The sequence below is a fragment of the Streptomyces sp. NPDC012637 genome (assembly GCF_042954805.1).
GTDB lineage: Bacteria > Actinomycetota > Actinomycetes > Streptomycetales > Streptomycetaceae > Streptomyces.
The window spans coordinates 346,163-368,454 of record NZ_JBIBDS010000007.1 but is presented as its reverse complement, the minus strand read 5'-3'; the positions used below and the strand labels follow the sequence as shown (position 1 = coordinate 368,454).

Here is a 22,292-nt window from a genome sequence, read left to right as displayed (position 1 = left end):
CCTTGCGAGGCACCGCACCGGACCCGCGGCGCACCCGACCCTGTTCAGCCGGACGGGCCCTCGCCCTGTCAGTCCAGGGCATTCACCAGCGCGTCCACGACCTGCCGCTGCTGGTCGTGGGTGATCTGCGGGAAGAGCGGCAGCGAGAGGATCTCGTCGGCCGCCCGTTCCGCGTGCGGGAAGTCCCCGCGCTCGTAACCGAGATGGCGGTACGCGGGCGTCAGGTGCACCGGCGTCGGGTAGTGCACGCCCGCCCCGATGCCGCTCGCGTTGAGCTTGCCCACCACCGCGTCACGGTCGGCGCCCGGCACCCGCACCACGTACAGGTGCCACACGTGCACGTTGCCGTCCGCCGTCACCGGGAGGACCAGCCGCCCGGCTTCGGCCAGCGGGGCGAGCAACTCGTCGTAGCGGGCGGCGGCCGCCCGCCGGGCCTCGTCGCCGGCGGCGAGCCGGCGCAGCTTGGCCCGCAGCACCACGGCCTGCAGGCCGTCGAGCCGGCTGTTGAAACCGGGCACGTCGTGCCGGTACTTCGCCACACCGCCGTGGTTGGCGATCGCCCGCACCAGGGCCGCCGCCTCCGGGTCGTCGGTGACGACCGCACCCGCGTCGCCGTACGCGCCCAGGTTCTTGCCCGGGTAGAAGCTCGTGGCGGCGATGCCGCCGCTGCCCGGCGTGCGGCCGTCCCGGCTCGCCCCCTGGCTCTGCGCCGCGTCCTCCACGATCCGCACCGTCCCGGGCAGCACCTCGGCGAGCGCGGCGACGTCCGCGCACTGCCCGTACAGGTGCACCGGCACCACGGCACGGGTGGCGCCGCCGACCGCGGCGAGCGCGGCCCGCGGATCGAGCAGCAGGGTGCCGGGGTCGCAGTCGGCGAGCACCGGGCGGGCCCCGGCCCTGGCCACGGCGCCCGCGGTGGCGATGAAGGTGTTCGCGGGCAGCACGACCTCGTCGCCCGCCCCGACACCGCTCGCCCGGAGCGCCAGCTCCAGGGCGTCCGTGCCGTTCGCGACGCCGACACAGTGCGCCACGCCGCCGAACGCGGCGTACTCCCGCTCGAACGCGGCGACCTCCTCGCCGCCGATGAACGCGGTGCCGGCGAGGATCCGGTCGAAGCCGGCCCGTATCTCCTCGTCGACCTCCGCGTGGGCCGCCTTCAGGTCGACCAGGGGAATGTGGTTCATCAGCCCTGCTCTCCCTGCGCCTCGGCCCCCTGAGAAGGCTCCTCGGCTCCCTGAGAAGGGTTGTCGCGCTCCGCCTGGAGCTGCTCCAGCCCCGGCGGGGGCGCCTCGCGCAGCCGCACGGCCGGGTTGCCGACCCACACCTCGCCCGGGGGCACGTTGCCGAGGACCACGGCGCCCATGCCGATCAGCGACCAGTCACCGATCTCCAGGTTCTCGCGGACCAGCGATCCCGCACCGAGGTAGACGCCCCGGCCGATCCGGGCGGCACCGCCGACCCGCACGCCGGAGGCGAGGGTGGCGAAGTCGGCGATCTGGTCGTCGTGGGTCAGGACCGTCTGCGGCATGACCGCGACATGGCGGCCGACCCGCACGGACGCCGTGAGGACGGTGTGGGCGAGCAGCACGGTGCCCGGGCCGATCGTCGAGGTCGGGGACACGACGGCCGTGGGGTGCACCACGGTGGTGTAGCGCTTCTCGGGCAGCCCGAGCTGCTGCACCAGCCGGGCCCGGGCGGCGGGGTCGCGCGGGTTGCCCACGCACACCACGAAGTCGGCGCGGGGCAGCTCCTGCACGAGCTTGGTGCCGCCGAGCACGGGCACGCCGTCGACCTTCTTGCCCCACAGGGCGGGGTCGTCGTCGAGGTGACCGGCCAGGTGCCGGCCGGCGGCGAGGGCGGCCTGCGCGGTCTCCCGCCCGAAGCCGCCGGCGCCGATGATCACGAGTCGATTGGTCATGGACGTGCCGTCGCTTCCCGCAGCACCGCGACCACGCGGTCCTGCTGCTCCTCGGTCATGGTGTGGAAAAGCGGCAGGATCAGCGAGTCGCGGCTGATCCGCTCGGTCACCGGCAGCGGCGCCGCCGGATGCCCCGCGTAGGCGGGTTCGAGGTGGCTCGCCATGATGCCCCGGCGGGCCGACACCCCGGCCTCCGCGAGGAGCGCGAGGAGCGCGTCGCGCCCCACCGGGAAGTCCTCGGCGAGCAGCACCCAGTACGACTGGAAGTTGCCCTGTCCGTGCGCCGGGTCGCGCACCGGCTGCAGGCCGGGCACGTCGGCCAGCAACTCCGTGTAGCGCGCGGCGAGTTCCCGGCGCCGGGCGACCAGCGCGTCCAGCTTCTCCAGCTGGGCGAGGCCGACCGCGGCCTGGATGTCGGTCATCCGGTAGTTGAACCCGGTCTCCAGATAGCTCTCCAGGACGGGCGTGCCGCTCGCGTGCCGCTCGGCCGCCGACACGTTCATCCCGTGCTCGCGCAGTCGCCGCAGCCGCGCCGCCCACTCGGCGTCGTCCGTCGTGACCATGCCGCCCTCGCCGGTGGTGAGCAGCTTGCGCGGATGGAAGGACCAGGCCGCGAGCAGCGCGCCGCGCCCGACGGACCCGCCGTCCGCGGTCGAGCCGATCGCGCAGGCCGCGTCCTCCACCAGCGGCAGCCCCCAGCCCTCGCACGCCGCCCGCAGCGCGGTGACGTCCGCGGGCACTCCGGCCTGGTGGACGACGAGCACCGCCTTGGTGCGCTCGGTGCGGACCGCGTCCACGGTGGCCGCGGTGAGGTTGCCGGTGGCGAGGTCCACGTCGGCGAAGACCGGCTCGGCGCCCACGTACCGTACGGCGTTGGCGGTCGCGATGAAGGACAGCGACGGCACCACGACCTCGTCGCCCCGGCCGAGCCCGAGCGCGACGAGCGCCAGGTGCAGGGCCGTCGTGCAGGAACTGACGGCCACGCCGTGGCGGGCGCCGACCCGCTCCGCGAAGGCCTGCTCGAAGGCGGCGACGCGCGGCCCCTGGGCGACCCAGCCCGAGCGCACGGCGTCGGCGGCGGCCGTCGCCTCCTCCTCGCCCAGCCACGGCACCATCACCGGGATCCTCACGGGCGCCTCGGCGGCCTCCCCGGCGGACCTTCCCGCCGCCTTCTCGGCGTCGGTCGCGGTCGCGCCCTTCTCGGCCCGCCACCAGTCGACCAGGTCCTTCAGACCGGTCCGCAGGTCGATCTCGGCCTTGAAGCCGAGCCGCTCCTCCGCCCGTGTCGTGTCGGCCAGCCGCCGGGTCACGCCGTTGACCGCGCGCGCCGGGCCGTGCACCGGCTCCAGGTCGGAGCCCATCACGTCGAGCAGCGCGTCGGCCAGCTCGCGCAGCGAGGTCTCGGTCGCCGAGGCGATGTTGAACACCTCGTCGGTCAGGTCCGCCCGGGCCGCGAGGATGTTGGCCCTGGCGATGTCGCGGACGTCCACGAAGTCCATCGTCTGCGTGCCGTCGCCGAGGATCAGCGGCGGCTCGCCCGCCGCGATCCGCTCCATCCAGCGGATCAGCACCTCCGTGTACAGGCCGTGGATGTCCATCCGCGGGCCGTACACGTTGAAGTAGCGCAGCGCCACGTAGTCCAGGCCGTACATGGCGTGGAAGCTGCGCAGCATGCCCTCGTTGAAGGCCTTGGCCGCGCCGTAGAACGTGTCGTTGTTGTACGGGTGGTGGCGCTCGTCCGTCGGGAAGGACTCGGCGAGGCCGTACACGGAGGCCGAGGACGAGGCGATCACCTTGCCGACCCCGGCCGCCGCCGCGGCCTCCAGGACGTTGAACGTGCCGTCGACCATGACCTCGTTGGCCAGCCGCGGCTCCTCCGCGCACTGGGTGATCCGGATCGCGGCCAGGTGGTAGACCAGATCGGCGCCCTCGGTCACCCCTCGGACCGTCGCCGCGTCACGGATGTCGCCCTCGACCAGCCGCACCCGCCCGCTCGCCATGGCCCGCGCGAGGTTGGACCGGCGGCCGCGAACGAAGTTGTCGAGCACGACGACCTCGCGCGCACCCCCCTCGACCAGGAGGTCCGTCACATGGGAGCCGATGGTCCCGGCACCGCCGGTGACCAGGATCCGCTTGTCCCGAATGTCGCTCAACGCCGTTCTCCCGCCGCTTCGTTCGCGTTCTTCAGGGACCGGTCGGCACCGGTCCGCAGGCCGACGACCGCACCACGGAACTCCAGGCTCCGCGAGGCCGCCTCCAGAATGTCCAGGACCCGCAGCCCCGCCCGCCCGTCGGTCAGCGGGGCCCGCCCCTCGGTGATCGCCGCCGCGAACTCGTCGACCATGCTGCGCAGTGCCTCCTTCTCGCCGAGCGCGGGCGCGACCATGTCGCCGCTGCGGTACGAGATCAGGGCCTCGCGGCGCTCGTCCGCACCCAGGTCCTGCGGCGTCGCCAGGTCCACCCCGCGGTCGAAGAGCGCGACGCGCTGCGCCGGGTTCAGGTCGTCCCAGATCAGGGTGCGCTTCGCGCCGCCGACCATGGTGGTGCGCACCTTGGTGGGCGAGAGCCAGTTGACGTGGACGTGCGCGATGGCCCCCGTGTTGAGCTGCAGGGTCAGGTACGTGATGCAGTCCCGGCCCGCGCCGATCGGGTCCGCGCCGTGCGCGGCGACCGCCACCGGCTCCACGTGCTCCGGCAGGATGAAGTCCAGGATGGACAGGTCGTGCGGGGCCAGGTCCCACAGCACGTCGATGTCCTTCTGCACCAGACCGAGGTTGATCCGCACCGAGTCCACGTAGTGGATGTCGCCGAGCGCTCCCTCGTGCACCAGCTCGCGGATCTTCGCGACGGCCGGCGTGTAGCAGTAGGTGTGGTCGCACATCAGGGTCAGGCCGCGCTCCTCCGCCTCGGCCACCAGCCGTGCCCCGTCGGCGTAGGTGGTGGCCAGCGGCTTCTCGACCAGGACGTGCTTCCCGGCCCGCAGCGCGGCGAGCGCCACGTCCAGGTGCGTGCCGGCCGGGGTGGCGACCGCGACGGCGGCCACCTCGGGGTCGGCGAGCACCGCCGCGTAGTCGTCGGTGGCCTGCACGGTGGAGTAGCCGCCGAGGACCCGCCGGGCGCGCGCGACGTCGAGGTCGCACAGCCAGCGCAGCCGGAACCGGTCGCTGGCCTGGAAGTTGCGCACCAGGTTGGGCCCCCAGTAGCCGGCGCCTATGACGGCGACTCCCAGGGCCTGCGGCCGCTCGTCGGGTCGGTCGGCGTCGTTCAACGTGTTCCCCTCCATGTGGGCGGGCGGTTCTGCGGGAAGGTGGGCGCGCATCTCAGTAGGCGCCCGTCGCGCGGACGACGGCGGGGCCGGTGCGCAGCAGGATCACGGCGTCGAGGCCGAGCGACCAGTTGTCGACGTAGGCGAGGTCGAGCCGGACGGCCTCCTCCCACGGCAGGTCGGAGCGTCCGCTCACCTGCCACAGGCCGGTGAGACCGGGCTTCACGAGCAGCCGGCGGCGGATCTCGTGGCTGTAGCCCGCGACCTCCTCGGGCAGCGGCGGCCGAGGCCCGACCAGCGCCATCCGTCCGCTCAGGACGTTGATCAGCTGCGGGAGTTCGTCCAGCGAGTAACGGCGCAGCGTGGCGCCGATCCGGGTGACCCGCGGGTCGTCGCGGACCTTGAACAGCAGACCGTCGCTGTTGTGGTTGGCGGACGCCAGCTCCGCCCGGCGGGCCTCCGCGTCGGTCCGCATCGTACGGAACTTCAGCATCGTGAACTGCTTGCCGTGCAGGCCCACCCGGACCTGCCGGAACAGCGCTGGTCCCTTGCTGCCGAGCCGCACGGCGAGCGCCACCGCGAACATCAGCGGCGAGAGCAGCAGGAGCAGCACCGCGGCGATCAGCCGCTCGGCCAGCTCCTTGGGGAGCCGGGCGAGCGGCGAGAGCCGGGGCGCGCGGACGTGGATGAGCGGCACCCCGCCGACCGGCCGCACCTCGAGGCGTGAGGAGGACACGTCACCGAAGGCCGGGGCGATCAGGAAGTCGCCGCCGGCGGCGGCCGTGCTCCACGCGAGACGGCGCAGCAGCGGCGCGTCGATCTCCGGCGACGGCAGCACCACCACGGCGCTGGCGTCCCCGAACGCCCTGATGGCGCCCGGGACTTCGTCGACGCCGCCGAGCACGGGGACCCCGAACCGGTCCACCGCGGACTCGTTGAGCGGATCGGTCAGGCACACCCCGGCGATGTCCATGCCCTGGAGCACCGAGCCCGCGGGGGCACCGGGCCGCCGGTCGCGCAGCAGCGCGGTCAGCAGCTCCGCCACCCCGGCGGAAGGGCCGACGAGCACCGCGGTGGTACGGCGCCGGCCCCGCGCCCAGTGCTCGCGCAGCCGGCGCCGCAGCGCGAACCGGGCGACGAGCGACAGCGCGGCGGCCGTCGGGGCGGCCAGGATCATCTCGTACATCAGGTCCGGGTCGCGGGCCAGCCCCCAGCCCAGCGCGGCGGCCACGGCCGGGAGCACGAGGGCGCCGCGCAGCACCCGCCGGTACACCTCGGAACCGGATCCGAGCTGGCCGCGCGCGTAGCCGCCGTGGACGTGGAGCAGCGCGGTCCAGGCCGGCGGCAGTCCCAGCACCACCGGCCAGTGGCCGCCGGTCCGCAGGACGAACAGCGCGGCCACCGCCGCAGCCGTCGTGTCCGCGGCCAGCAGGGCCAGTTGATGTCTCCTCCGCCACCACGGGCGAGGGATGTCGACATGTGTGGATTCGACACGGTGCCGCTCATGCGTGACCGGCAGGACGGTCATCCATTCCCCCCAAGGGCGCTTCGCGCGCACCCCGTTGAACCCTCGCGGTCCTTCCCCCGGTTCGCCCGCGAGAGCACGACTCGCAGGCAGGGGAAGGGCGGCGACGGTCGACGAGGGTGCGCGGCTCTTCCGCCTGACTGAACGGTGCGGACCGAGTCGCAAGTCTCCCCAGCCACGGCCGGGTCCGCACAGGACGCAGAAACCGCCCGGGACACGAGGTATTCGCGACCGAGCGGGTTCGGCAGCGCTCAATCTAGACCAACTAGGGCAGGCCATCCAGGAGTTGTGTGAAACTCCTACCGATACTTGAAGGAAGTGTAAGAGTCGGGCAATCGGTTCGGGCCTTGCCCGTACCTACGGCGCGCCGGGGAGCCGACCGGTCTGCCGGCGTGCGGCCACGCACGCGGGTCGCGCGGCGGCCTCGCGGCGGAGCCTCGCGTCGGCGGCACGGAAATCGTCCCGGAGCGCCGACGCGACCGGGCGAAGGATCCGTTCCCGATGAGGGATCGGGTACGACGAAGGTGAGGAAACATGGTGAGTGGCGAGCAAGTCCTGCGCGGGGTGGGAGGCCTGTTGCTCGAGGCGCGAGCCCGTGCTCGTGACAAGGTGTACGCGGAGGGCTTCGACGCGGCGGCCAACATCTGCGTGAGCATCCTGTCGGACGCCATCGACGGACTGATGGCCAAGGCGAAGTCCGGAGACCTGTCCAAGCAGGAACAGGTGGTCCTCTCGCGCCTGACCGAGCTGAGGGCCGAAACGGAGGAGGTCCTGCGGGGCTTCTGGGAGCCGGAGCCCACGGAGAGCAGCCTCTCGTGACCTCGTGATCTCGTGACCTCGCGCCGGCAGCCAGGCGGTGGTGCTGACGACGAGGCCCCGGCCCCATGCGGGGCCGGGGCGCCGGTGACGCTGCTGTGAAGCGTGCGCCCGATCGACGTGGAGTTCAGCCGCGCTGGAAGAACTCCACCTCCGCCAGGGCCAGATGCCGCTTCCCGGTCAGTCCGGCGGGCGAGGCGAGCGTCAGCCGGATGGTGGTGGCGTCGCTGATGCCGGTCGGGAAGGTCTGCGGGCCCGCCTTGTCGCTGAGGTTGAGCGTCCTGCGCACCACCGTGCCGTCCTTCGTCGTCACCTCCATCTCGATCCGCAGCGCCCGCCCCTGCGACGCGTACGCCTCCGGTGCCGACGAGGCGCCGTTGGTCACGATCACGTCGACCAGTCGGAACGGCTTGGCGAAGGTGTACGTGACGGAGGCGCCGGAACCCGGCGCGCCCCAGTAGCGGTTGCTGAGCCCGTCCGTACTGGCGGTCGCCGCGTGCCCCGGTACCTCGGCGCTCGCCTTCACCCCGGTCGCGGTCACCGGCTTGGCCTTGCCCAGCTTGTCGCGGGTGTCCTCGATCAGATGCCGCCCGGCCGGCAGCAGCAGGAACCCCGCCGCGCAGAGCGCCAGAACCACGAACAGCACCGTCAGGAAGCGGGCGAGCCGTCCCGAACCGCCCCGCGCGCGGCGCCGGAACGGCCAGACCGTCCGCCACCAGGGCAGCGGCGCCGCGGCCGTCGTCGGCGTGAGCGGCGCCGCACACCGCCGGCAGAAGTTGCGCTCCGGCGCGTTCGGCGTCCCGCACGCCGGGCATGGCGCCCCCGCCATGTCCTCCGCCACCGGCACCTGCCGCACGACCGGTCGGGAGGCGACGGCCTTCGCGGGCTGGACGGGCCCGGGGGAGCCCTCCGGAGCAGGCGACTCCGAGGGCCGCCGCGGCGGCGGCGCGGGGACGGCGGGCGCAGCCGCGGCGGGGCGGACGGGCGCGGGCGCGGGATCGGCAGCGGTGGGTCGCGCGGGACCTGGGGCCGGGGGGATATCCCGCTCCGGCCGGGCCTGTCGCTGCGTGGTGGTGGGAGCCTCGTCGGACCGCTGTGCGGCGCGCGACGGCGCGTCCGCCGGTGATGCCTCCGGCATCGGCGGAACCACCGGTGCGGCCGGGACCGCCGGGGCCGCCGGCAGGTCCGGAACCTCCGGCAGATCCGCGGTGACGCGCCCCATCGCGCGCCGCAACCAGCCGCGGGCCGTGTCGGCCGCCTCGGACACCAGGGGGTCCTCCGACGCCGCCGGGCGCGCGTCGGCGGAGGCCCGACCGGCGCGCGCCTCTTCGTGCGCCGGAGCCGCGCCTGGAGGCGCGGTGGGGACGGCGGCCGGAGCGGCGGCCGCTCGCGCGCCGCCCGGCGGGCGCGGATCCGGCGCGCCGGTCCCGCGCGCGGGCGCGGGCTCGTTCCGCACGGGCTCGGCCGCGCCGGTCGGCGCCGGGGGAACGGCACGCTCCGGCTCCGGCACGGCCGCCGGCTCCGGCTCCTGCGCGCGGGCGTGCCGCGACGGCGCGACCTCCGGTCCAGCGGCGGTCGTTCCTGCGGCTTCCGCTGTGCGGGCGGCTGCCCCGGCGGCCGGTACCTCCGGCGCAGCGTCGGCGCCTGCGCCGGACCGGGACCCCTGGTGTCCCGGCAGGCCGGTGGACGGTTCCGCCGCCACCGGCTCCGAGGTCCCGGCCGGAGCGGGCCGGTCGGCGGTCCGCGCGGCATCGGTCGGCGGCTGGGCCGGCGCCGAGGACCCCACGGGCCCGTGCGGCGCCGCGTCCCGCGCGGTCGGCGCCCCGTCGCCGGCCGGGGCAACAGCCGTCTCGGGCCCGTCAGACGTGGGTGCGCCGTTCGGCCGCCCGGCCGTCCCGGCCTCCGGCGTGCCAGCCGTCTGCCCGGCAGCCCCGGACTCCGCGGGCGAACGCCTGCCGGCCGCCGTCTGCCGTGCTGTCTCGGTGGGCCCGGCGCCCGGCGCCCCAGCCGTCTGCCCGGTAGCCCCGGACTCCACCGCCGAACGCCTGCCGGCCTCCGTCGACGCCGCCTCAGAGGTCCGACCTCCCGAAGTCCCCTGCGCGCCGTCCGTTCCCGCCGCGCCCGCGCCCGCAGCCCGGGGCGCGTCCCGGGGGGCCGGGGGCGTCGGCGTCGCGCGGGTCGGTGCCTCGGGCGCGGCGCCCGGTGGGGCCTCGGGGGCGTCCGCCCGCCCCTCGTCCCCGGCGTCCGCACGGCCGCGCCCGGCTGCGCGGCCCTCGTCCGACCAGGCCAGATACGCGCCGCAGTTGTGGCAGAAGTCGTCCGTGGGGGCGTTCGAGGCCCCGCACGCGGGACATTCACGCACGGCGATCACTCTCTTCGACGTCGGCGGGAGGACCCGGCAGGACCTCCACGCGGCAGACCGTGTGGACCGGGCACAGGGTGCGGACCAGGGCGTGGACGCGGTCGGGGTCGACCTCGGCGGTGCGGCCGGGCCAGACCCGTACGAGCACCGCCTCCGCGGCGGGCGGCGGTGTCGCGCCGCCGGGCGTGGCCGACCAGACCGCGCCGCCGTCGCCGCTGACGTCCGCCGAGACGCCGAGGACCAGGCGCAGCGCCTCGACCAGGCCGCGGCGGGTGCCGCGCAGGCGGTGGAGCTCGACCGCGCGGGCCACCGCCTCGCGGCGGAGCTCCAGCGGCCAGTGGGGGTCGTCGACGCTGCCCACCCAGGCGGCCAGCCACGACAGGAAGTCGGGCGGCGCGAGCCGGGGGTCGAAGTAGCCCGCCAGGTTGTCGAGCGTCGCGAACACCGGTGCCAGGACCGTGTCAAGACCCGCCGTGAACCGCTGGGCGAAGTCGTCCTCGGCGTACAGGGCGGGCAGTTGCTCGCCGATCGGGTACCTGCTGGGCAGCCCGGGAACGGCGGCCCGGCTCATGCGCGCACCTCCGGATCGGTGGCGGTGACGACCACCTGGTGCTGGTACGAGAAGACCAGCGCGCCCGGACCCAGGTCGATCCGGTCGACCGGTGCGCCGCGCCGCCCGGTGATCGGGTCGGCGGCGAACATCCGGATGTCCTCCACCAGCACGTCCCCGACGGCCCGTTGGAGCACGCCGAACAGCTCCCCGTACTGCACCGGACGCCCGAACGGCCACCCCTTGCCCTCCGGTCCGCCGTGCAGCGGGTCGAGGTGGCGGAACAGGGCGGCGAGCGCCGTGTCCCGGATCCGGTCGGCCTCCGCCGCCGGGGCCGACAGCCGGGCCACGACGGTGACGCCCTGGTAGACGGGCGGTTCCACCACCAGCCGGGTGCCGATGAGACGCCGTTCGTCGAGGGCGCGGGTGATCGCGGTGAGCACCTGGTCGGACGGGATCAGCTGCTCGAAGCGGAGCCGGTCGCCCTCGTCGGCGACGGCGTCCGGCACCACCAGGACCCGCACCGCGCCGTCCCCGCCGCCCTCGCCGGCCGACGGCAGACAGCGCACCCGGCGCACCGACGGCGCCGCCTGGCGGGCGATGATCTCGTGGTCCTCGGCGGTCACCGCGCGCTCCTGCATGCGCAGTGCCTCCGGCGCCCGCAGCTTCGCGTTGTCGAGCGTCTCGCCGGCGACACCGCCCCGCGCCGCCTCCCGGTTGTCCACCCGGGCGACGTACGGCACGGAGCTGCGCAGCACGGAGATGGCGCCGCGCGCCACGTTGCCCGCCGGGCCGCCGCCGGTGCGGTAGCGGGCGACCCGGATCCGGGCGCCCTTGGGCGGCACGGCGCCGCGCGAGCCGAGCGTGCCGTCCGGCTCGCGAAGCACCGGCGGGAAGGAGAACTCCCCGGTGGTGGCGTCCACCCGGACGTGCCGGTCCTCGGGGCCGGAGCGCCCGAAGTGCTCCACCACCTCCCAGCGCTGCCACCCGTCCGCCGAGGACACCTCCACGACCGGCGGTTCGCCGTCGAGCAGCACCGGCGGCCGGCCGAGCCGGAAGCGCTGCCCGGCCACGCCCTCGGAGGTGCCGAGCGGCACGTCCGTCACGGTCTCCGCGTGCTCGACGGTCATCGTGCCGCCGATGGTGAAGACCGAGGCCTCGCGCACCGTGGGGGACTCCGAGTAGAAGGGCTGGCCCGGCTCCGCCTCGGTCACCCGGCAGCGCAGCCAGCCCGCCCGGGTCCCGCCGATCAGCGACGCGCGGTGCCCGGACGGCACGTGGACGATCACCTCGCCCGGCCGGTTGAGGCCGCCGGTGGTGTCGTCGCCGGTCTCGCAGCGCTGCCAGCGCCCGCCGTCCCACGCCTCCCACACCAGCGGAGGCTGGCGCGGGTCGACGCCGACGCCCTGCACCTGGCTGTCCAGGCGCACCACGACCACACAGCGCGGCACCGCGGTCGGCAGTCCGAACAGCAGCGCGTCGCCGGGCTCCGGTGTCGCCTGGAAGCACGGGATGTCCCGCCGCTCGGCGAGCTCGGCCGTCCGGTCCGTCTGCTCGCCCGTCCTGGGAGCGGTCAGCAGCCGGGCCAACTCGCTGGGCACGATGTGGAGTTCCTCGGTCGTCGCGAAGACCACGGCCTCCTCGGTGTCACCGGCCGCCGTCGTCACCTCGGTGCCCGCGGGCAGCGCCACCGTGTCGGGCTGCGGCGCCGACAGCCAGAAGTCGACCTCGGCGACCGCCGCCGACGGCGGGAACAGCTGGATGCCCAACAGGTCGAGGAAGGCCAGGTAGTTCTTGTCCGGGACCCGGTTCAGCCGGTACAGCAGCTGGTCCACCAGATACGCGAAGGTCTCGATCAGCGTGACGCCCGGATCGGAGACGTTGTGGTCGGTCCACTCCGGTGCGCGTTGCTGCACATAGCGCTTCGCCTCGTCGACGAGCTGCTGGAACCGTCGGTCGTCCAGGTTGGGGGAGGGCAGGGCCATCAGTCCGCGACCATTTCCTCGGCCCCCTCCTCGGAGGGGATCGTGTAGAAGGGGAAGACCAGGTTGCGCCGGTCGTTGGTGATCCGCACGGTGTAGTGCACGTCGATGTAGAGGGTGCCGGCGTCCACGGAGTCGAAGGCCACGACGACCTCGTCGACCGCGATCCGCGGCTCCCACCGCTCCAGCGCCTCGCGCACCTGCTGCGCGACCCGCCCGGCGGTGTCGCCGTCGCCCGGCGCGAAGACGTACTCGTGGATGCCGCAGCCGAACTCGGGCCGCATCGGGCGCTCTCCGGGCGCGGTGCCGAGGACCAGCCGGATCGCCTCCTCCAGCTCCCGCTCCCGCTCGACCATGGCGATCCCGCCGGTCGGCCCGACGCGCAGCGGGAAGGCCCAGCCGCGGCCGATGAACCGCTCGCTCATCACGCGCCCCCGATCAGGACGTTCATGGCGCCGGTCAGGATCATCGCGCCGCAGGTCGTCCGGTCGCGGGCGCGCGCGGCGGGCAGCCCGCCGATGAGGACCGGCCCGGACACGGCCGCCGCCGGGTTGGGCATGATCACGTTTCCCGGCCCGAGCGCCGCGTGCGGCGGGACGACGCAGACGTGCAGGCTGCCGGTGACGGCGGCGGGCAGCCCGCCGATCAGCACCGTCGCCACGCTCCTGGCGGCGGCCGGCGGCGGGGTCCCGACCCGGCCGCCGTGGTCGGTGGGATCGCCGAGACGGGCTGCGGCTGGCATCACGGACTCCTGGAAGTGGATACGAGGGGGTGCGGAGGGTGCGAGGGGCGGGCGGCGTTCGAGGGGCGGGGGTGCGAGCGGTGAGGATGCGAAAGGCGAGGGCGCGAGGGATTCGCGGAGCTGAACGGGCATGGTCGCGGCCTCAGTTGATCCTGATGAGGCGGGCCTTGAGCACGGCGAGCAGACCGCCGTCGACGGTCACGTCCGCCGTACCGGACACCTTCACCGTCCGGCCGTCCACGTTCACGCCGGCCGTGGCGCCGATGTCCACCTGACGGCCCGTCACCTTCACCGTGCCCCGCCCGGCGTCGAGCGTGATGCCCTGCCGGTCGAGGACGACGGAGCTCAACGGGCGGTTCTTCCCGGCGAACACGGTGACCTCGATCCGGTCGCGCCGGTCGTCCATGCGCACTTCGAGCCGCTCGTCCCCGGTCACGAGCCGCAGCCCCGAAGGGCCCGGCGCGGGCGCGTCGAGCAGCTCCACCCGGTGACCCGAACGCGACACCACCGAACGGCGGTTGACCTTGCCGCTCGTCCTGTCGACCAGCGGCACGTCGTGCGGCGAGGGCTGGTCCACGCCGTTGTAGAGCCCGCCGAGCACGTACGGGCTGTCCAGCAGGCCCTGTTCGAAGCCGACGAGCACCTCGTCGTTCACCTCGGGGCTCACCACCCCGCCGCCGCCCTTGCCGCCCCACTGGACCGTCCGAACCCAGTCGGTGACGTACGTGTCGTCCAGCCACGGGAACTTCAGCCGCACCGCGCCGCGCTGCGAGCCGTTCGGCTCGCGCACGTCCGTCACGATCCCGATCGCCAGTCCGGGCATGCGCGAGCCGCGGCCCGGCGCGTCGGCGCCGGTGACCAGACCGGTCAGGGAGCGGTCGGGACTGGCGCTGACCCACACCGTGGTGCGGTAGCCGCCGTGCGGCTCCAGGACGTGCTGCACGGCCGTCGCCGTGTACCGGCCGGAGAACGCCTGCCCCACGTTGCCGAGCGCCACGGGCTTGCCCGCCCGCAGCATCGGATTGCCCTCGGCCAGCGCCTCCAGCTCACCGAAACCGGCGCTGATCTGCGCGGCGGTCGCGTCGGCCACCGCCGCCGTCTCCGCCTGCGTGCGGTACGGGGTGTCCGCGACGGTCACGACCGGCGCGCCGAACACGGCGGCGGCCTGCGGACGCATCCCCGGCACCACCGTGTCGCTCACCACGGCCGGCTTCTCGGCCAGCAGCGGGCGCTTGGTGGTCGTGTCCCAGCCGCGCACCCGCACCTTCGCCGCACCGTCGGCCGCCGACAGCGCCGCCCGCAGGGCCAGCAGGTTCCGCCCGTACTCCAGGACCATCGGGTCGCGGACGGCCGAGGTCGACGGCGCCGGTGCACCCGAGGCCTTCACCGGCTTCGTGAACTGCAGCACCCCCTTGTCGTCCACCCGCACCTGCGCGCCGCTCTCGCCCGCCAGGTACTGCAGGAACTCCCAGTCGGAGACGTTCGCCTGGGACAGCTGCCGGTACGTGACCGGCGCGGCCTCCACCTTCCCGACCGCGAGTCCGGCACCCGCCGCCACCTTGCGGACGATCGCGGACGCCGTCATGTTCCGGTACGCCACCACCTTCCGGCCGCGCTGCAGCCGGTGCGCCTTGGAGTACGCCCTCACCACCGTGAAGGAACCCGTTCGGTCCCGGTCGATCTCCAGGGCGGTGACCTCGCCGTTGAACAGCCGCTCCCGCGCCTGGCCCTTGACCGTCACCACCGAGACCTTCAGCGGTGTGCCGATGGTGATCCCGGTGGTCTTCAGGAACTCGTGGTCGGGGTCGCGGTAGGTCAGCACCGCCGTGTCCGGCAGCCCCACGTTCTCGTCGACCACACAGCTCACCAGCTGCGCGGCCCACACCGGCGGCAGTTCACCGGGCGCCTCCACGATCGGATCGGCCGCGAACGACCGCCCACCGGATCCGGACCCGCTCATCGCTCCTCCTCGGCATCCGCGTCCCGCAGCCCGGGCACCACGAGTTCGGTGCCCGGGACGAGGGCCATCGGATCGTCGATCCCGTTCGCCTCCGCGATGACCCGCCAGGCCGTCGCGTCCCCGTACTCGCGCCACGCGAGCATCGCCAGACTGTCGCCCGCCACCACCGTGTGCGTGCTGCGCGCGGTGCGCGAGCCCGACGTCGGGTTCTGGCCCGGTGGATCGACGCTCGCCTCCTCGATGGACAGCGAGCACGTCGCCCGCAGCGGCTTCCCGTCCACGTCGAAGAGCGTGTACGACACCGACAGGTTCGACAGCACCCCGTCGAACGACGTCGTCCGCGCGTTGCCCCACTCGAACCGCACCCACGGACTCGCCGGCTTCTTGCGGCCGAGACTCGCCGGGGTCGGGACGCACGCCTTCATCAGCTTCTCGACCGCCTGCTCCACCGAGCTGTCGTGGGTGGCGGTGGCGTCGAGGAAGACCTCCAGGCTGAGCGTCCGCGGCCCGCTGCCCACGAACTCGGGCAGCGCCGACTGCCCGGCCATCCGGGACGGCGACCGCCGCCACTCGGTGGTCTTGCCGAGCTGCAGCGTCGAGGGGTTGAACTGCAGGTCGAGCCGCGCGATCGTCCCGCCGGGCCGGGCCCCGACCGAGGCCGGCGGCTCCTTGAGGGTGAGCTGCGCCCGTGCGCGGCTGGCGCGGGCCGATGTGGCCATGCCGGGACTCCTTTCCGGAGGGACGGGGACGGGTATCGCTGCTGCGACGGATGCTGCGACGGATCAGGACGGGCGGTGTGGTGCGGGGCGGTGCCGTGCCGGGCGGGGCCGGTCAGGACGGGAGCAGGCCCTGGTGCGCGATCTCCAGGGTCTCCACCGCGGCCTCCGAGTTGGCCGGGTCGAACGACGGCCCCTGCCACCGCACCGGGACGATCCCGAACACCTGCCAGCTGATGATCCGGCTGAGGTCCGGCCGCAGCGCGACGATCTCGCCGTCCTTGGGCTCGACCTTCCGCAGGGTCTGGTCGAGCCAGCGCCCGATCTTCGCCGTGTCGGCGGTGACCGGCCGGGTGAGGGTGATGTTCGACCAGGTCACCCGCCCCGGCAGCTGCCAGGTGAAGCCGTTGTTCCCGCCCTCGGCGTAGCTCTCCATCTCGACCTCGGCGCCCATGCCGGAGCAGGTGTTGAAGGCGCCGAGGTCGTTGCCGCCGATCGCCAGCCGGAAGAACACGCTGGTCGCGAAGATGTTGTCGGTCATCGGTCCGTGGTCCGTTTCTCGTGCGTCGTCCGGGCGCTCAGCGGCGTCCGTCGAAGGGCCGGCCGGTGCGCTCCCGCCCGCGCCGCAGCTCGGCGCGCAGCAGCCGGGCGACGGGGTCGATCAGCTTGCGCGCCAGGTCGTCGAGGTCGGTGTCGGCCGCGGCCCGCGGAGCGCCGCCGCTCTGCGGCGCGGGCGCGGCGGACGCCGAAGCGGGCGGCTCGGCGGCCCGCTGGACCCGCGCGCCGGAAGAGGGCGCCTCGGCGGGCCGGGGCTGCGCCACGGGCGCGGCCGACGGGCCGGGTACGGCGGGGACGGCACGTACGGCGGGCACCGTCGGCACCGGCCGCGCCACGCCGGGCAGCGGCGGCACCGCCGGACCCGGCCCGGCCGGGGCCGGCTGGACGACGAACGGCGCGGTCCCCTGCGCAGGCGGCGCGGTCACGGGCAGCGGGCCGGCGGCCCGGCGCGCCTCGGGCGCCGGGCGCGCCGGACGCGCCGGGTCGGGGCCGGGAGCCGCCGGAGCGACCGCCACCCGCTGCACGGCGGGCGAACCGGTCCCGGTCGACGTGGAGGTGGGGGAGCCGGTGGCGGCGTCGGCGGACGCGGAGGCCCAGCGGACCGGAACCACCGGACGGGCGGCGACGGGCCGCGTCGGCCCGGGCGCCGTCGGAAGCCCGGGCGCGTCCGCACCCAGACCCGTCGTCAGCGTCCGGTCCGCGAGCAACCGGAGGCTGCGGGCCGGGGTACGGGACGAGCCCGGCACCTGGTGCCGCGGGGTCCCGTCGGGGCCGGCCACGCGTCGCGCGACGACCAACGGCACGGGCCGCCCCCCGCCGCCGCGGACGTCTGGGACCGGGGCACCCGCGAGCCGCGAGGCGTTGCCGGAGGCCCCGGCGTTCCCGGTCTTCCCGGCGCTCCCGGTGCTCGGCCGGGCCGTGGCCGGCGCCGTCACCCGCTGCACGTCCACGGACGGCGTCTTCGCCGCCGCGCTCGCGGGCAGTGCGGCCAGCGGAGCGCCCAGGCCGGTACGCGGCCGAGCCGGGCCAGGCCCGGGCGCGGCCGGGGTGGGCACGGTCGGGCCGCCTGTGGCCGGGCTGTCGGGGCGCCCGTCCGTACGGCGCTGCAGCGTGGGCATCGGAGGCACGGGCGCAGCGGCCGGGCCGGGCGTGGGAGGCGCCGTCCGTCCGGTGAGCGGGCGGGCGGTGGGCGGCAGTTGGGCCATGGGCGCGCCGAGTCCGACGGGCGGCCCGTCCGCCGTGCGCCGGAGCACGGGCCGGTCGGGCGTGGCCGGGCCGGCGGCCGGGTCCTCGGCCCTGCGCTGAAGAGTGGGCATGGCCGGTGTCGTGGGCGCGGGGGGCTCGGTCAGAGGTGCGGCCGGGGACGTGGCCGGAGTGCCGGCCGGTTCGTCCGCGCTGCGCTGGAGGGTGGGCATGGCCGGGGCCGAGGCGACCGAGGGCGCCGTCAAAGGTGTGGCGGGACCGTGGGTGAGTGCGTCCGTCGTGCGCCGGAGCACGGGCCTCTCGGGCGTGGCCGGGCCGCCGGCGGGCTCGTCGGCCTTGCGCCGGAGCACGGGCTGCGCCGGCGCAAGACCGGGCGTCATGCCGGTCGCGGGCTCGGCCGGGGGAGCGACCGGGCCGTCGACGGGCGCCTCGGCCTTGCGCTGAAGGACCGGCATGGACGGTGCCGTCGACGCCCGGGTCGTACCAGGGGCCGCGGGTTCGGTCGTCGGCCGGACGGCGGACGCCGGTTCGGGGGCCGCGGCCGTGCCCAGCGGCGCCCGGTCCGCGAGGGACCCCGCCCGCTGCACGGGCGGCACAGCCGAGGCGGTGGCCGAGTGAGGGATGACGGTGACACGGCGCCTGGGCACCACGGTGCCGCGGGCGACGGTCAGCGTGCGCCCGATGGTGCGCGGACGGACGGCGGCGCGCGCCTCGGGCGCGGCGGCCGGGCCGGTGGCCCGCTGGACGCGCGGAGCGGGGGCCGAGGCGGCCGGTGCGCCCGCCCGCGCCGGACCGTCGGCCGGTGTCCCGGGCATCCCGGGCACCACCGCGATCCGGCGGACCAGCGGGAAGGCGGGCAGCGCGGGTGCACGCACGGGTACGGGACGAGCCGCGTCCGCCGACGCGGCCGCTCGCCGTACGGCGCCGAGCACCACCGACGCCGGTGGGGACACGAGTCCCCGGGTCGGCTCGCCCGGAGCGGTCGTCCCGGCCGCACGGGCGCGCTGTACGACGGGACCAGAGCCCGGTGAACCGCCTGCCGCGGTGGCCGACCCGGTCGGGTCCTGACCTGCCGACATGGCGGAGGCCGCCGTCGGGCTCGATGCCTCGGAACGCCGGCCGGGGCCCTGGGGTCCGGAGACAAGGCCTTCGCGGTTCACCGGTGCCGATCCGGACGCACGTCCCTCGGTCCCGGAGTCGCCCGCTCCCGCCGTCCGGGCCGGTGGCGCCGAACTCGTCTTCTGCCGAGCCCGGTTCGTGGCCGAGCGCTTCGCCCGAGACCGCTGCACGGCCGCGCCGGCCGAGCCGTCCCGGACGTCGCCCGGGTTCCCGCCCTCCCGCGAGGCCGCGCGCGCCACGACCGGCCCGACCGGGCTCGCTGGAGCGGTGCCACCGCCCGGCCCCGAACGTGCCGCGCCGGGCGTGACCACGGGCGCCCCCGCCGTACCGGAGCCGGAACGCGCACCCGTAACCGCTCCCGCATCCGTACGCGTACTCCTGCCGGAACGCACGCCCGACACCCGCCCCGGCAAAGCCGGTTCGGTCGTCCCGGGCCCGTTCTCGTCCTCGGCCACCCCGTGCGGGCGGATCGCCCGCAGCAGCAGGGGGCCACCGGGGGCGGTGGCGCGGGGGGCGGGGGCCGCCGGGCGGGCCACGCCGCGCAGCAGGCCGGACGGCGCGGAGGGCAGCACCGCGTGGGCGAGGCCGGTGTCGAAGGACGGGTCCTGCCACGCGGCCAGGCCGCCGCGGAAGGCGAGTCCGTCGCTCACGCCCAGCGGGGCGCGCGAGACGGTGAGGGGCGGCGGCGACGTCATGCGCCAGCCGCCGTCCCAGTCTCCGGGCACGCCGGAGCGCGGGGCGGCGTCCGTCGCGGCGCCGGAACCCGCCGCCCGCGGGGCGGGGGCGGTCCCCGGCGCCGCGACGGGCCGCCGACGCAGCCAGTCCCGCCATGCCATGTGCTCAACCGCCTTCGTTCACGCGGGTGTTGATGCGAGCGATCTCGGTGACCCACTCCTGCCGCTCGCGGTGCGGCAGGTCGAGGATCTCGTCCCGCTGCCAGTGGAAGTGGTAGGCGATGTACGCGATCTCCTCCCGCAGCCGGGGGAGGGCGTACGTCACGATTCCCCCAGGCGCCCACCGGAGAGGTCGACCTCGAAGCCGCCCTCGCAGTGCGGACACGTCACCGCGGCGCGGGTGTGGCCCTCGCTGTTGACGCGCCGGTAGAAGTCCTGGAGGAAGGCCACGTCCGTCGCGTACATCCGCTCCACGACCCCGGCGTGCACGTCGGTGATCGTGCCGAGCCGGGTGATCACCTGGCTGAGCAGGACCACGCTCAGGTACGCGGGGTTCTCCTTGACCCGCAGGTCGATCTGCGGGCGCAGCTCGTCCCGGGCGGTGGCCAGCCGCATGGACCCGTGCCGGTGCACGGTGCCCGCCTCGTCCACGTAGCCGCGCGGCAGCTCGAACTCGAACTCGGTGCGCAGCCCGTGGTCCGCCGCGCGCGGTGCGGCCGCCGGAGCCGCCGCCGGGGCCGCGGCGGGCGCCGGCTGTTCGCCGGTCCCGGCCGCGGCCTGGGTGGGTGCGGTGGCCTGGAGGAACTCCTCCAGGTTGCCCGCCGTGACCGTACGGCGCCTCATTCGACGACGATCTCCTCGAACACGATCGTCACGGTCTCGGTGGCCGCGGACGACTCGCCGGCCTTCAGGGACGGGCCCTCCCACTTGGAGGCCCAGCCCTGCATCAGCTGGATGCGGCGGACCGTGTTGCCCTCGGTGTCCTTGATCTCGATCGTGAGGTTCTGCCGAGCGGCGTTCACGGCCCCGTTGTTCAGGGTCTCCTTGATCCACTTGGTGAACTCGCTGCTCTGGTCGAGCCCTCGGGTGATCGTGATCTCGCCCGCCTGCCGGGCACCCGGCTGCTTGCGGATGATCTGCTTGCCCTCGGAGGTCACCTGCTTGACCTCGACGACGTCCTCCTCGACGGTGAACCCGCTGATCTCCTGGATCGACTCGACCAGGTAGCCCCCGAGCTGCACGCCGAAGACGTGGGTGGAAAGAGCATCGCCCGTTGCCATGTGTGTCTGTCAACCTTTCCTTGCGGACCCGCGGGTCACTCGTCGATGAGGCTGGTGCTGTCCGAGAACTGGGCCAGCCGGAACACCACGAACTCGGCGGGCTTCACGGGCGAGACGCCGATCTCGCAGACCACGCGGCCCTGGTCGATCGACTCCTGCGGGTTGTTGTCGCGGTCGCACTTGACGTAGAACGCCTCCGCCGCCGTGCGCCCGAACAGCGCGCCGCGGCGCCACTCCTCGGTGAGGAAGGCGGTGACGTTGCGCCGGATGCTGGACCACAAACGGTCGTCGTTCGGCTCGAAGACCACCCACTGGGTGCCCAGGAGGATGGACTCCTCCAGGTAGTTGAAGAGGCGGCGCACGTTGAGGTAGCGCCAGGCCGGGTCGGAGGAGAGGGTGCGCGCGCCCCAGATCCGGATGCCGCGGCCGGGGAAGGCCCGCACGCAGTTCACGCCGATCGGGTTCAGCAGGTCCTGCTCGCCCTTGCTGAGCCGCAGCTCCAGGTCCACCGCGCCGCGGATCACCTCGTTGGCGGGGGCCTTGTGCACCCCGCGCTCGGCGTCGCTGCGCGCCCAGACGCCGGCGACGTGACCGCTCGGCGGGACCAGCGCGTTGCGCCCCGCGGCCGGGTCGAAGACCCGCACCCACGGGTAGTAGAGGGTGGCGAAGCGGGAGTCGTAGCCCGCCTCGTCCTGCCGCCAGCGGCGCACCGCCTGCGCGTTGAGGCCGGGCGGGGTGTCCAGGACGGCGACCCGGTCGCCCATCTGCTCGCAGTGCGAGATGACCGCGAGCTGGACGGTGCGCACGCCCTCGTCGTCGATCGCGCCGCGCTCGTAGGCGCTCATCAGGTCCGGCACCGCGACCATGGTGATCTCGTCGATCGTCTCCAGACCGGCGAAGCCGGTGCGGGCGCCCGCGTCGCCGACGTACTCCGCCGGGTCGAGGCGGGCCGGGGCCGGTCCGCCGACCGGTGCGGCGGGCGTGGCCGGTGCGGCGGCGTTCGGCAGGGCGACCGTCCCGCTTTCGGGCCGGGTCTGCGTGCCGTCGCGGCGCTCGGCGACCTCGATCAGCTTCGAGCCGCGGGCCTGGGTGACGAAGTAGCCCTTGACGCTCTTGCGGGTGGAGACCTCGTAGGTCTCGGCGACCTGGTCGCCCTGGCGCACCAGGACCTTGAAGCGGTCCTCGGGCGGGTTCTCGCCCTCCACGTCGGCGACCTCCACGGACACGCCGCTGACGCCGGGCCTGGCCGAGACCAGGAAGCCGCCGAGCTCGACCGGCCGGCCGGCCGGGAGCTCCTGGCGGCCGCCCGCCGCGGCCGCCGCACCGGCACCGCCGTCGGAGGCCTCGCCGATGCGCACGATGTACGCGGCGCCGCCGCCGTTGGCGAAGTAGCCGTAGACGGCGTGGGGCAGGTAGGTGCCGTCCGCGAAGCCGCCGAAGGTCTGGGTGTACTGGTCCCAGCTGGTGACCAGGGTCGGCTCGTGGAACGGCCCGCTGCGCGCGAAGCCCACGAACGCGGCGACCGCGGTGCCGACCCCTTCGATCGGACGAGCACCGGACTGCACCTCCTCCACGTACACGCCCGGGGTGAGGTACGTCGGCATGCTCGCTCCTTCGTTCTG

The 22,292-nt window shown here is 75.0% G+C and carries 19 protein-coding genes; 1 reads left to right on the top strand and 18 read right to left on the bottom strand.

All coding sequences use genetic code 11. The features are described 5' to 3' along the window. Positions 1-68 precede the first annotated feature (68 nt). From ACFY8W_RS27440 to ACFY8W_RS27420, 5 genes are read right to left on the bottom strand one after another with little or no spacing between them, the layout of a single operon-like run. The gene (locus tag ACFY8W_RS27440) at positions 69-1,184 is read right to left on the bottom strand and encodes a DegT/DnrJ/EryC1/StrS family aminotransferase (RefSeq protein WP_391110487.1); all 1,116 of its coding nucleotides are present in this window, start codon (positions 1,182-1,184) and stop codon (positions 69-71) included. Continuing rightward, entirely contained in the window at positions 1,184-1,918 is a 735-nt protein-coding gene (locus ACFY8W_RS27435; protein WP_391110485.1) for a NeuD/PglB/VioB family sugar acetyltransferase, read from the bottom strand. Before ACFY8W_RS27435 ends, ACFY8W_RS27440 begins: the two co-directional genes overlap by 1 nt. Next, positions 1,915-4,071: an aminotransferase class I/II-fold pyridoxal phosphate-dependent enzyme gene (locus ACFY8W_RS27430; protein ID WP_391110481.1), complete on the bottom strand. Its 2,157-nt coding sequence runs from the start codon at positions 4,069-4,071 to the stop codon at positions 1,915-1,917. The genes ACFY8W_RS27435 and ACFY8W_RS27430 overlap by 4 nt, the downstream gene beginning before the upstream one ends. After that, positions 4,068-5,186, bottom strand: a complete 1,119-nt coding sequence (locus ACFY8W_RS27425) for a Gfo/Idh/MocA family oxidoreductase (RefSeq protein WP_391110478.1) — start codon at positions 5,184-5,186, stop codon at positions 4,068-4,070. Before ACFY8W_RS27425 ends, ACFY8W_RS27430 begins: the two co-directional genes overlap by 4 nt. A 52-nt stretch (positions 5,187-5,238) precedes the next feature. Next, positions 5,239-6,585, bottom strand: coding sequence for an exopolysaccharide biosynthesis polyprenyl glycosylphosphotransferase (locus ACFY8W_RS27420; RefSeq protein WP_391110476.1), 1,347 nt, complete (start codon positions 6,583-6,585; stop codon positions 5,239-5,241). A gap of 657 nt (positions 6,586-7,242) precedes the next feature. Between ACFY8W_RS27420 and ACFY8W_RS27415 the strand changes: the two genes are divergently transcribed. Then, positions 7,243-7,527, top strand: a complete 285-nt coding sequence (locus tag ACFY8W_RS27415) for a hypothetical protein (RefSeq protein WP_391110473.1) — start codon at positions 7,243-7,245, stop codon at positions 7,525-7,527. A 124-nt stretch (positions 7,528-7,651) separates the two neighbouring features. On the opposite strand, the gene ACFY8W_RS27410 is transcribed toward ACFY8W_RS27415, so the two are convergent. The 13 genes from ACFY8W_RS27410 to ACFY8W_RS27350 form a co-directional block, all read right to left on the bottom strand. After that, positions 7,652-8,791 carry an NADase-type glycan-binding domain-containing protein gene (locus ACFY8W_RS27410; RefSeq protein WP_391110470.1) on the bottom strand — a complete coding sequence of 380 codons (1,140 nt, stop codon included), beginning with the start codon at positions 8,789-8,791 and terminating at the stop codon, positions 7,652-7,654. Positions 8,792-9,878: 1,087 nt separating this feature from the next. Beyond that, the gene (locus ACFY8W_RS27405) at positions 9,879-10,457 is read right to left on the bottom strand and encodes a phage tail protein (RefSeq protein WP_391110467.1); all 579 of its coding nucleotides are present in this window, start codon (positions 10,455-10,457) and stop codon (positions 9,879-9,881) included. After that, complete coding sequence (locus ACFY8W_RS27400; RefSeq protein WP_391110464.1) at positions 10,454-12,421, bottom strand: putative baseplate assembly protein; 1,968 nt, start codon at positions 12,419-12,421, stop codon at positions 10,454-10,456. The genes ACFY8W_RS27405 and ACFY8W_RS27400 overlap by 4 nt, the downstream gene beginning before the upstream one ends. Next, entirely contained in the window at positions 12,421-12,843 is a 423-nt protein-coding gene (locus ACFY8W_RS27395) for a GPW/gp25 family protein (protein WP_391110461.1), read from the bottom strand. Before ACFY8W_RS27395 ends, ACFY8W_RS27400 begins: the two co-directional genes overlap by 1 nt. Then, positions 12,843-13,160 carry a PAAR domain-containing protein gene (locus ACFY8W_RS27390; protein ID WP_391110458.1) on the bottom strand — a complete coding sequence of 106 codons (318 nt, stop codon included), beginning with the start codon at positions 13,158-13,160 and terminating at the stop codon, positions 12,843-12,845. Before ACFY8W_RS27390 ends, ACFY8W_RS27395 begins: the two co-directional genes overlap by 1 nt. A gap of 142 nt (positions 13,161-13,302) precedes the next feature. Next, on the bottom strand, positions 13,303-15,120 hold the full coding sequence (locus ACFY8W_RS27385) for a VgrG-related protein (RefSeq protein ID WP_391110455.1): 1,818 nt from the start codon (positions 15,118-15,120) through the stop codon (positions 13,303-13,305). Then, positions 15,117-15,839, bottom strand: a complete 723-nt coding sequence (locus ACFY8W_RS27380; RefSeq protein WP_391110452.1) for a LysM peptidoglycan-binding domain-containing protein — start codon at positions 15,837-15,839, stop codon at positions 15,117-15,119. The genes ACFY8W_RS27385 and ACFY8W_RS27380 overlap by 4 nt, the downstream gene beginning before the upstream one ends. A gap of 112 nt (positions 15,840-15,951) precedes the next feature. Beyond that, on the bottom strand, positions 15,952-16,377 hold the full coding sequence (locus ACFY8W_RS27375; protein ID WP_391110449.1) for a phage tail protein: 426 nt from the start codon (positions 16,375-16,377) through the stop codon (positions 15,952-15,954). Positions 16,378-16,414: 37 nt separating this feature from the next. Beyond that, positions 16,415-19,552 (bottom strand): hypothetical protein, encoded by a 3,138-nt coding sequence (locus ACFY8W_RS27370; protein WP_391110446.1) that lies wholly within the window; start codon positions 19,550-19,552, stop codon positions 16,415-16,417. Positions 19,553-19,556: 4 nt separating this feature from the next. After that, a complete protein-coding gene (locus ACFY8W_RS27365; RefSeq protein WP_351181238.1) occupies positions 19,557-19,715 on the bottom strand; it encodes a DUF6760 family protein in 159 nt (52 codons plus the stop codon). After that, positions 19,712-20,233: a hypothetical protein gene (locus ACFY8W_RS27360; protein WP_351181241.1), complete on the bottom strand. Its 522-nt coding sequence runs from the start codon at positions 20,231-20,233 to the stop codon at positions 19,712-19,714. Before ACFY8W_RS27360 ends, ACFY8W_RS27365 begins: the two co-directional genes overlap by 4 nt. Further along, positions 20,230-20,670, bottom strand: a complete 441-nt coding sequence (locus tag ACFY8W_RS27355) for a phage tail protein (RefSeq protein ID WP_351181244.1) — start codon at positions 20,668-20,670, stop codon at positions 20,230-20,232. The genes ACFY8W_RS27360 and ACFY8W_RS27355 overlap by 4 nt, the downstream gene beginning before the upstream one ends. Positions 20,671-20,705: 35 nt before the next feature. Next, positions 20,706-22,274 carry a phage tail sheath subtilisin-like domain-containing protein gene (locus ACFY8W_RS27350; protein ID WP_391110441.1) on the bottom strand — a complete coding sequence of 523 codons (1,569 nt, stop codon included), beginning with the start codon at positions 22,272-22,274 and terminating at the stop codon, positions 20,706-20,708. Positions 22,275-22,292: the final 18 nt, after the last annotated feature.

Bases quoted from the DNA above. Each gene is read 5' to 3' on its own strand.
- ACFY8W_RS27390 (WP_391110458.1), bottom strand. From the start codon at position 13,160: ATGCCAGCCGCAGCCCGTCTCGGCGATCCCACCGACCACGGCGGCCGG.
- ACFY8W_RS27370 (WP_391110446.1), bottom strand. From the start codon at position 19,552: ATGGCATGGCGGGACTGGCTGCGTCGGCGGCCCGTCGCGGCGCCGGGG.
- ACFY8W_RS27400 (WP_391110464.1), bottom strand. From the start codon at position 12,421: ATGGCCCTGCCCTCCCCCAACCTGGACGACCGACGGTTCCAGCAGCTC.
- ACFY8W_RS27405 (WP_391110467.1), bottom strand. From the start codon at position 10,457: ATGAGCCGGGCCGCCGTTCCCGGGCTGCCCAGCAGGTACCCGATCGGC.
- ACFY8W_RS27380 (WP_391110452.1), bottom strand. From the start codon at position 15,839: ATGGCCACATCGGCCCGCGCCAGCCGCGCACGGGCGCAGCTCACCCTC.
- ACFY8W_RS27440 (WP_391110487.1), bottom strand. From the start codon at position 1,184: ATGAACCACATTCCCCTGGTCGACCTGAAGGCGGCCCACGCGGAGGTC.
- ACFY8W_RS27415 (WP_391110473.1), top strand. From the start codon at position 7,243: ATGGTGAGTGGCGAGCAAGTCCTGCGCGGGGTGGGAGGCCTGTTGCTC.
- ACFY8W_RS27395 (WP_391110461.1), bottom strand. From the start codon at position 12,843: ATGAGCGAGCGGTTCATCGGCCGCGGCTGGGCCTTCCCGCTGCGCGTC.
- ACFY8W_RS27360 (WP_351181241.1), bottom strand. From the start codon at position 20,233: ATGAGGCGCCGTACGGTCACGGCGGGCAACCTGGAGGAGTTCCTCCAG.
- ACFY8W_RS27435 (WP_391110485.1), bottom strand. From the start codon at position 1,918: ATGACCAATCGACTCGTGATCATCGGCGCCGGCGGCTTCGGGCGGGAG.
- ACFY8W_RS27385 (WP_391110455.1), bottom strand. From the start codon at position 15,120: ATGAGCGGGTCCGGATCCGGTGGGCGGTCGTTCGCGGCCGATCCGATC.
- ACFY8W_RS27350 (WP_391110441.1), bottom strand. From the start codon at position 22,274: ATGCCGACGTACCTCACCCCGGGCGTGTACGTGGAGGAGGTGCAGTCC.
- ACFY8W_RS27355 (WP_351181244.1), bottom strand. From the start codon at position 20,670: ATGGCAACGGGCGATGCTCTTTCCACCCACGTCTTCGGCGTGCAGCTC.
- ACFY8W_RS27375 (WP_391110449.1), bottom strand. From the start codon at position 16,377: ATGACCGACAACATCTTCGCGACCAGCGTGTTCTTCCGGCTGGCGATC.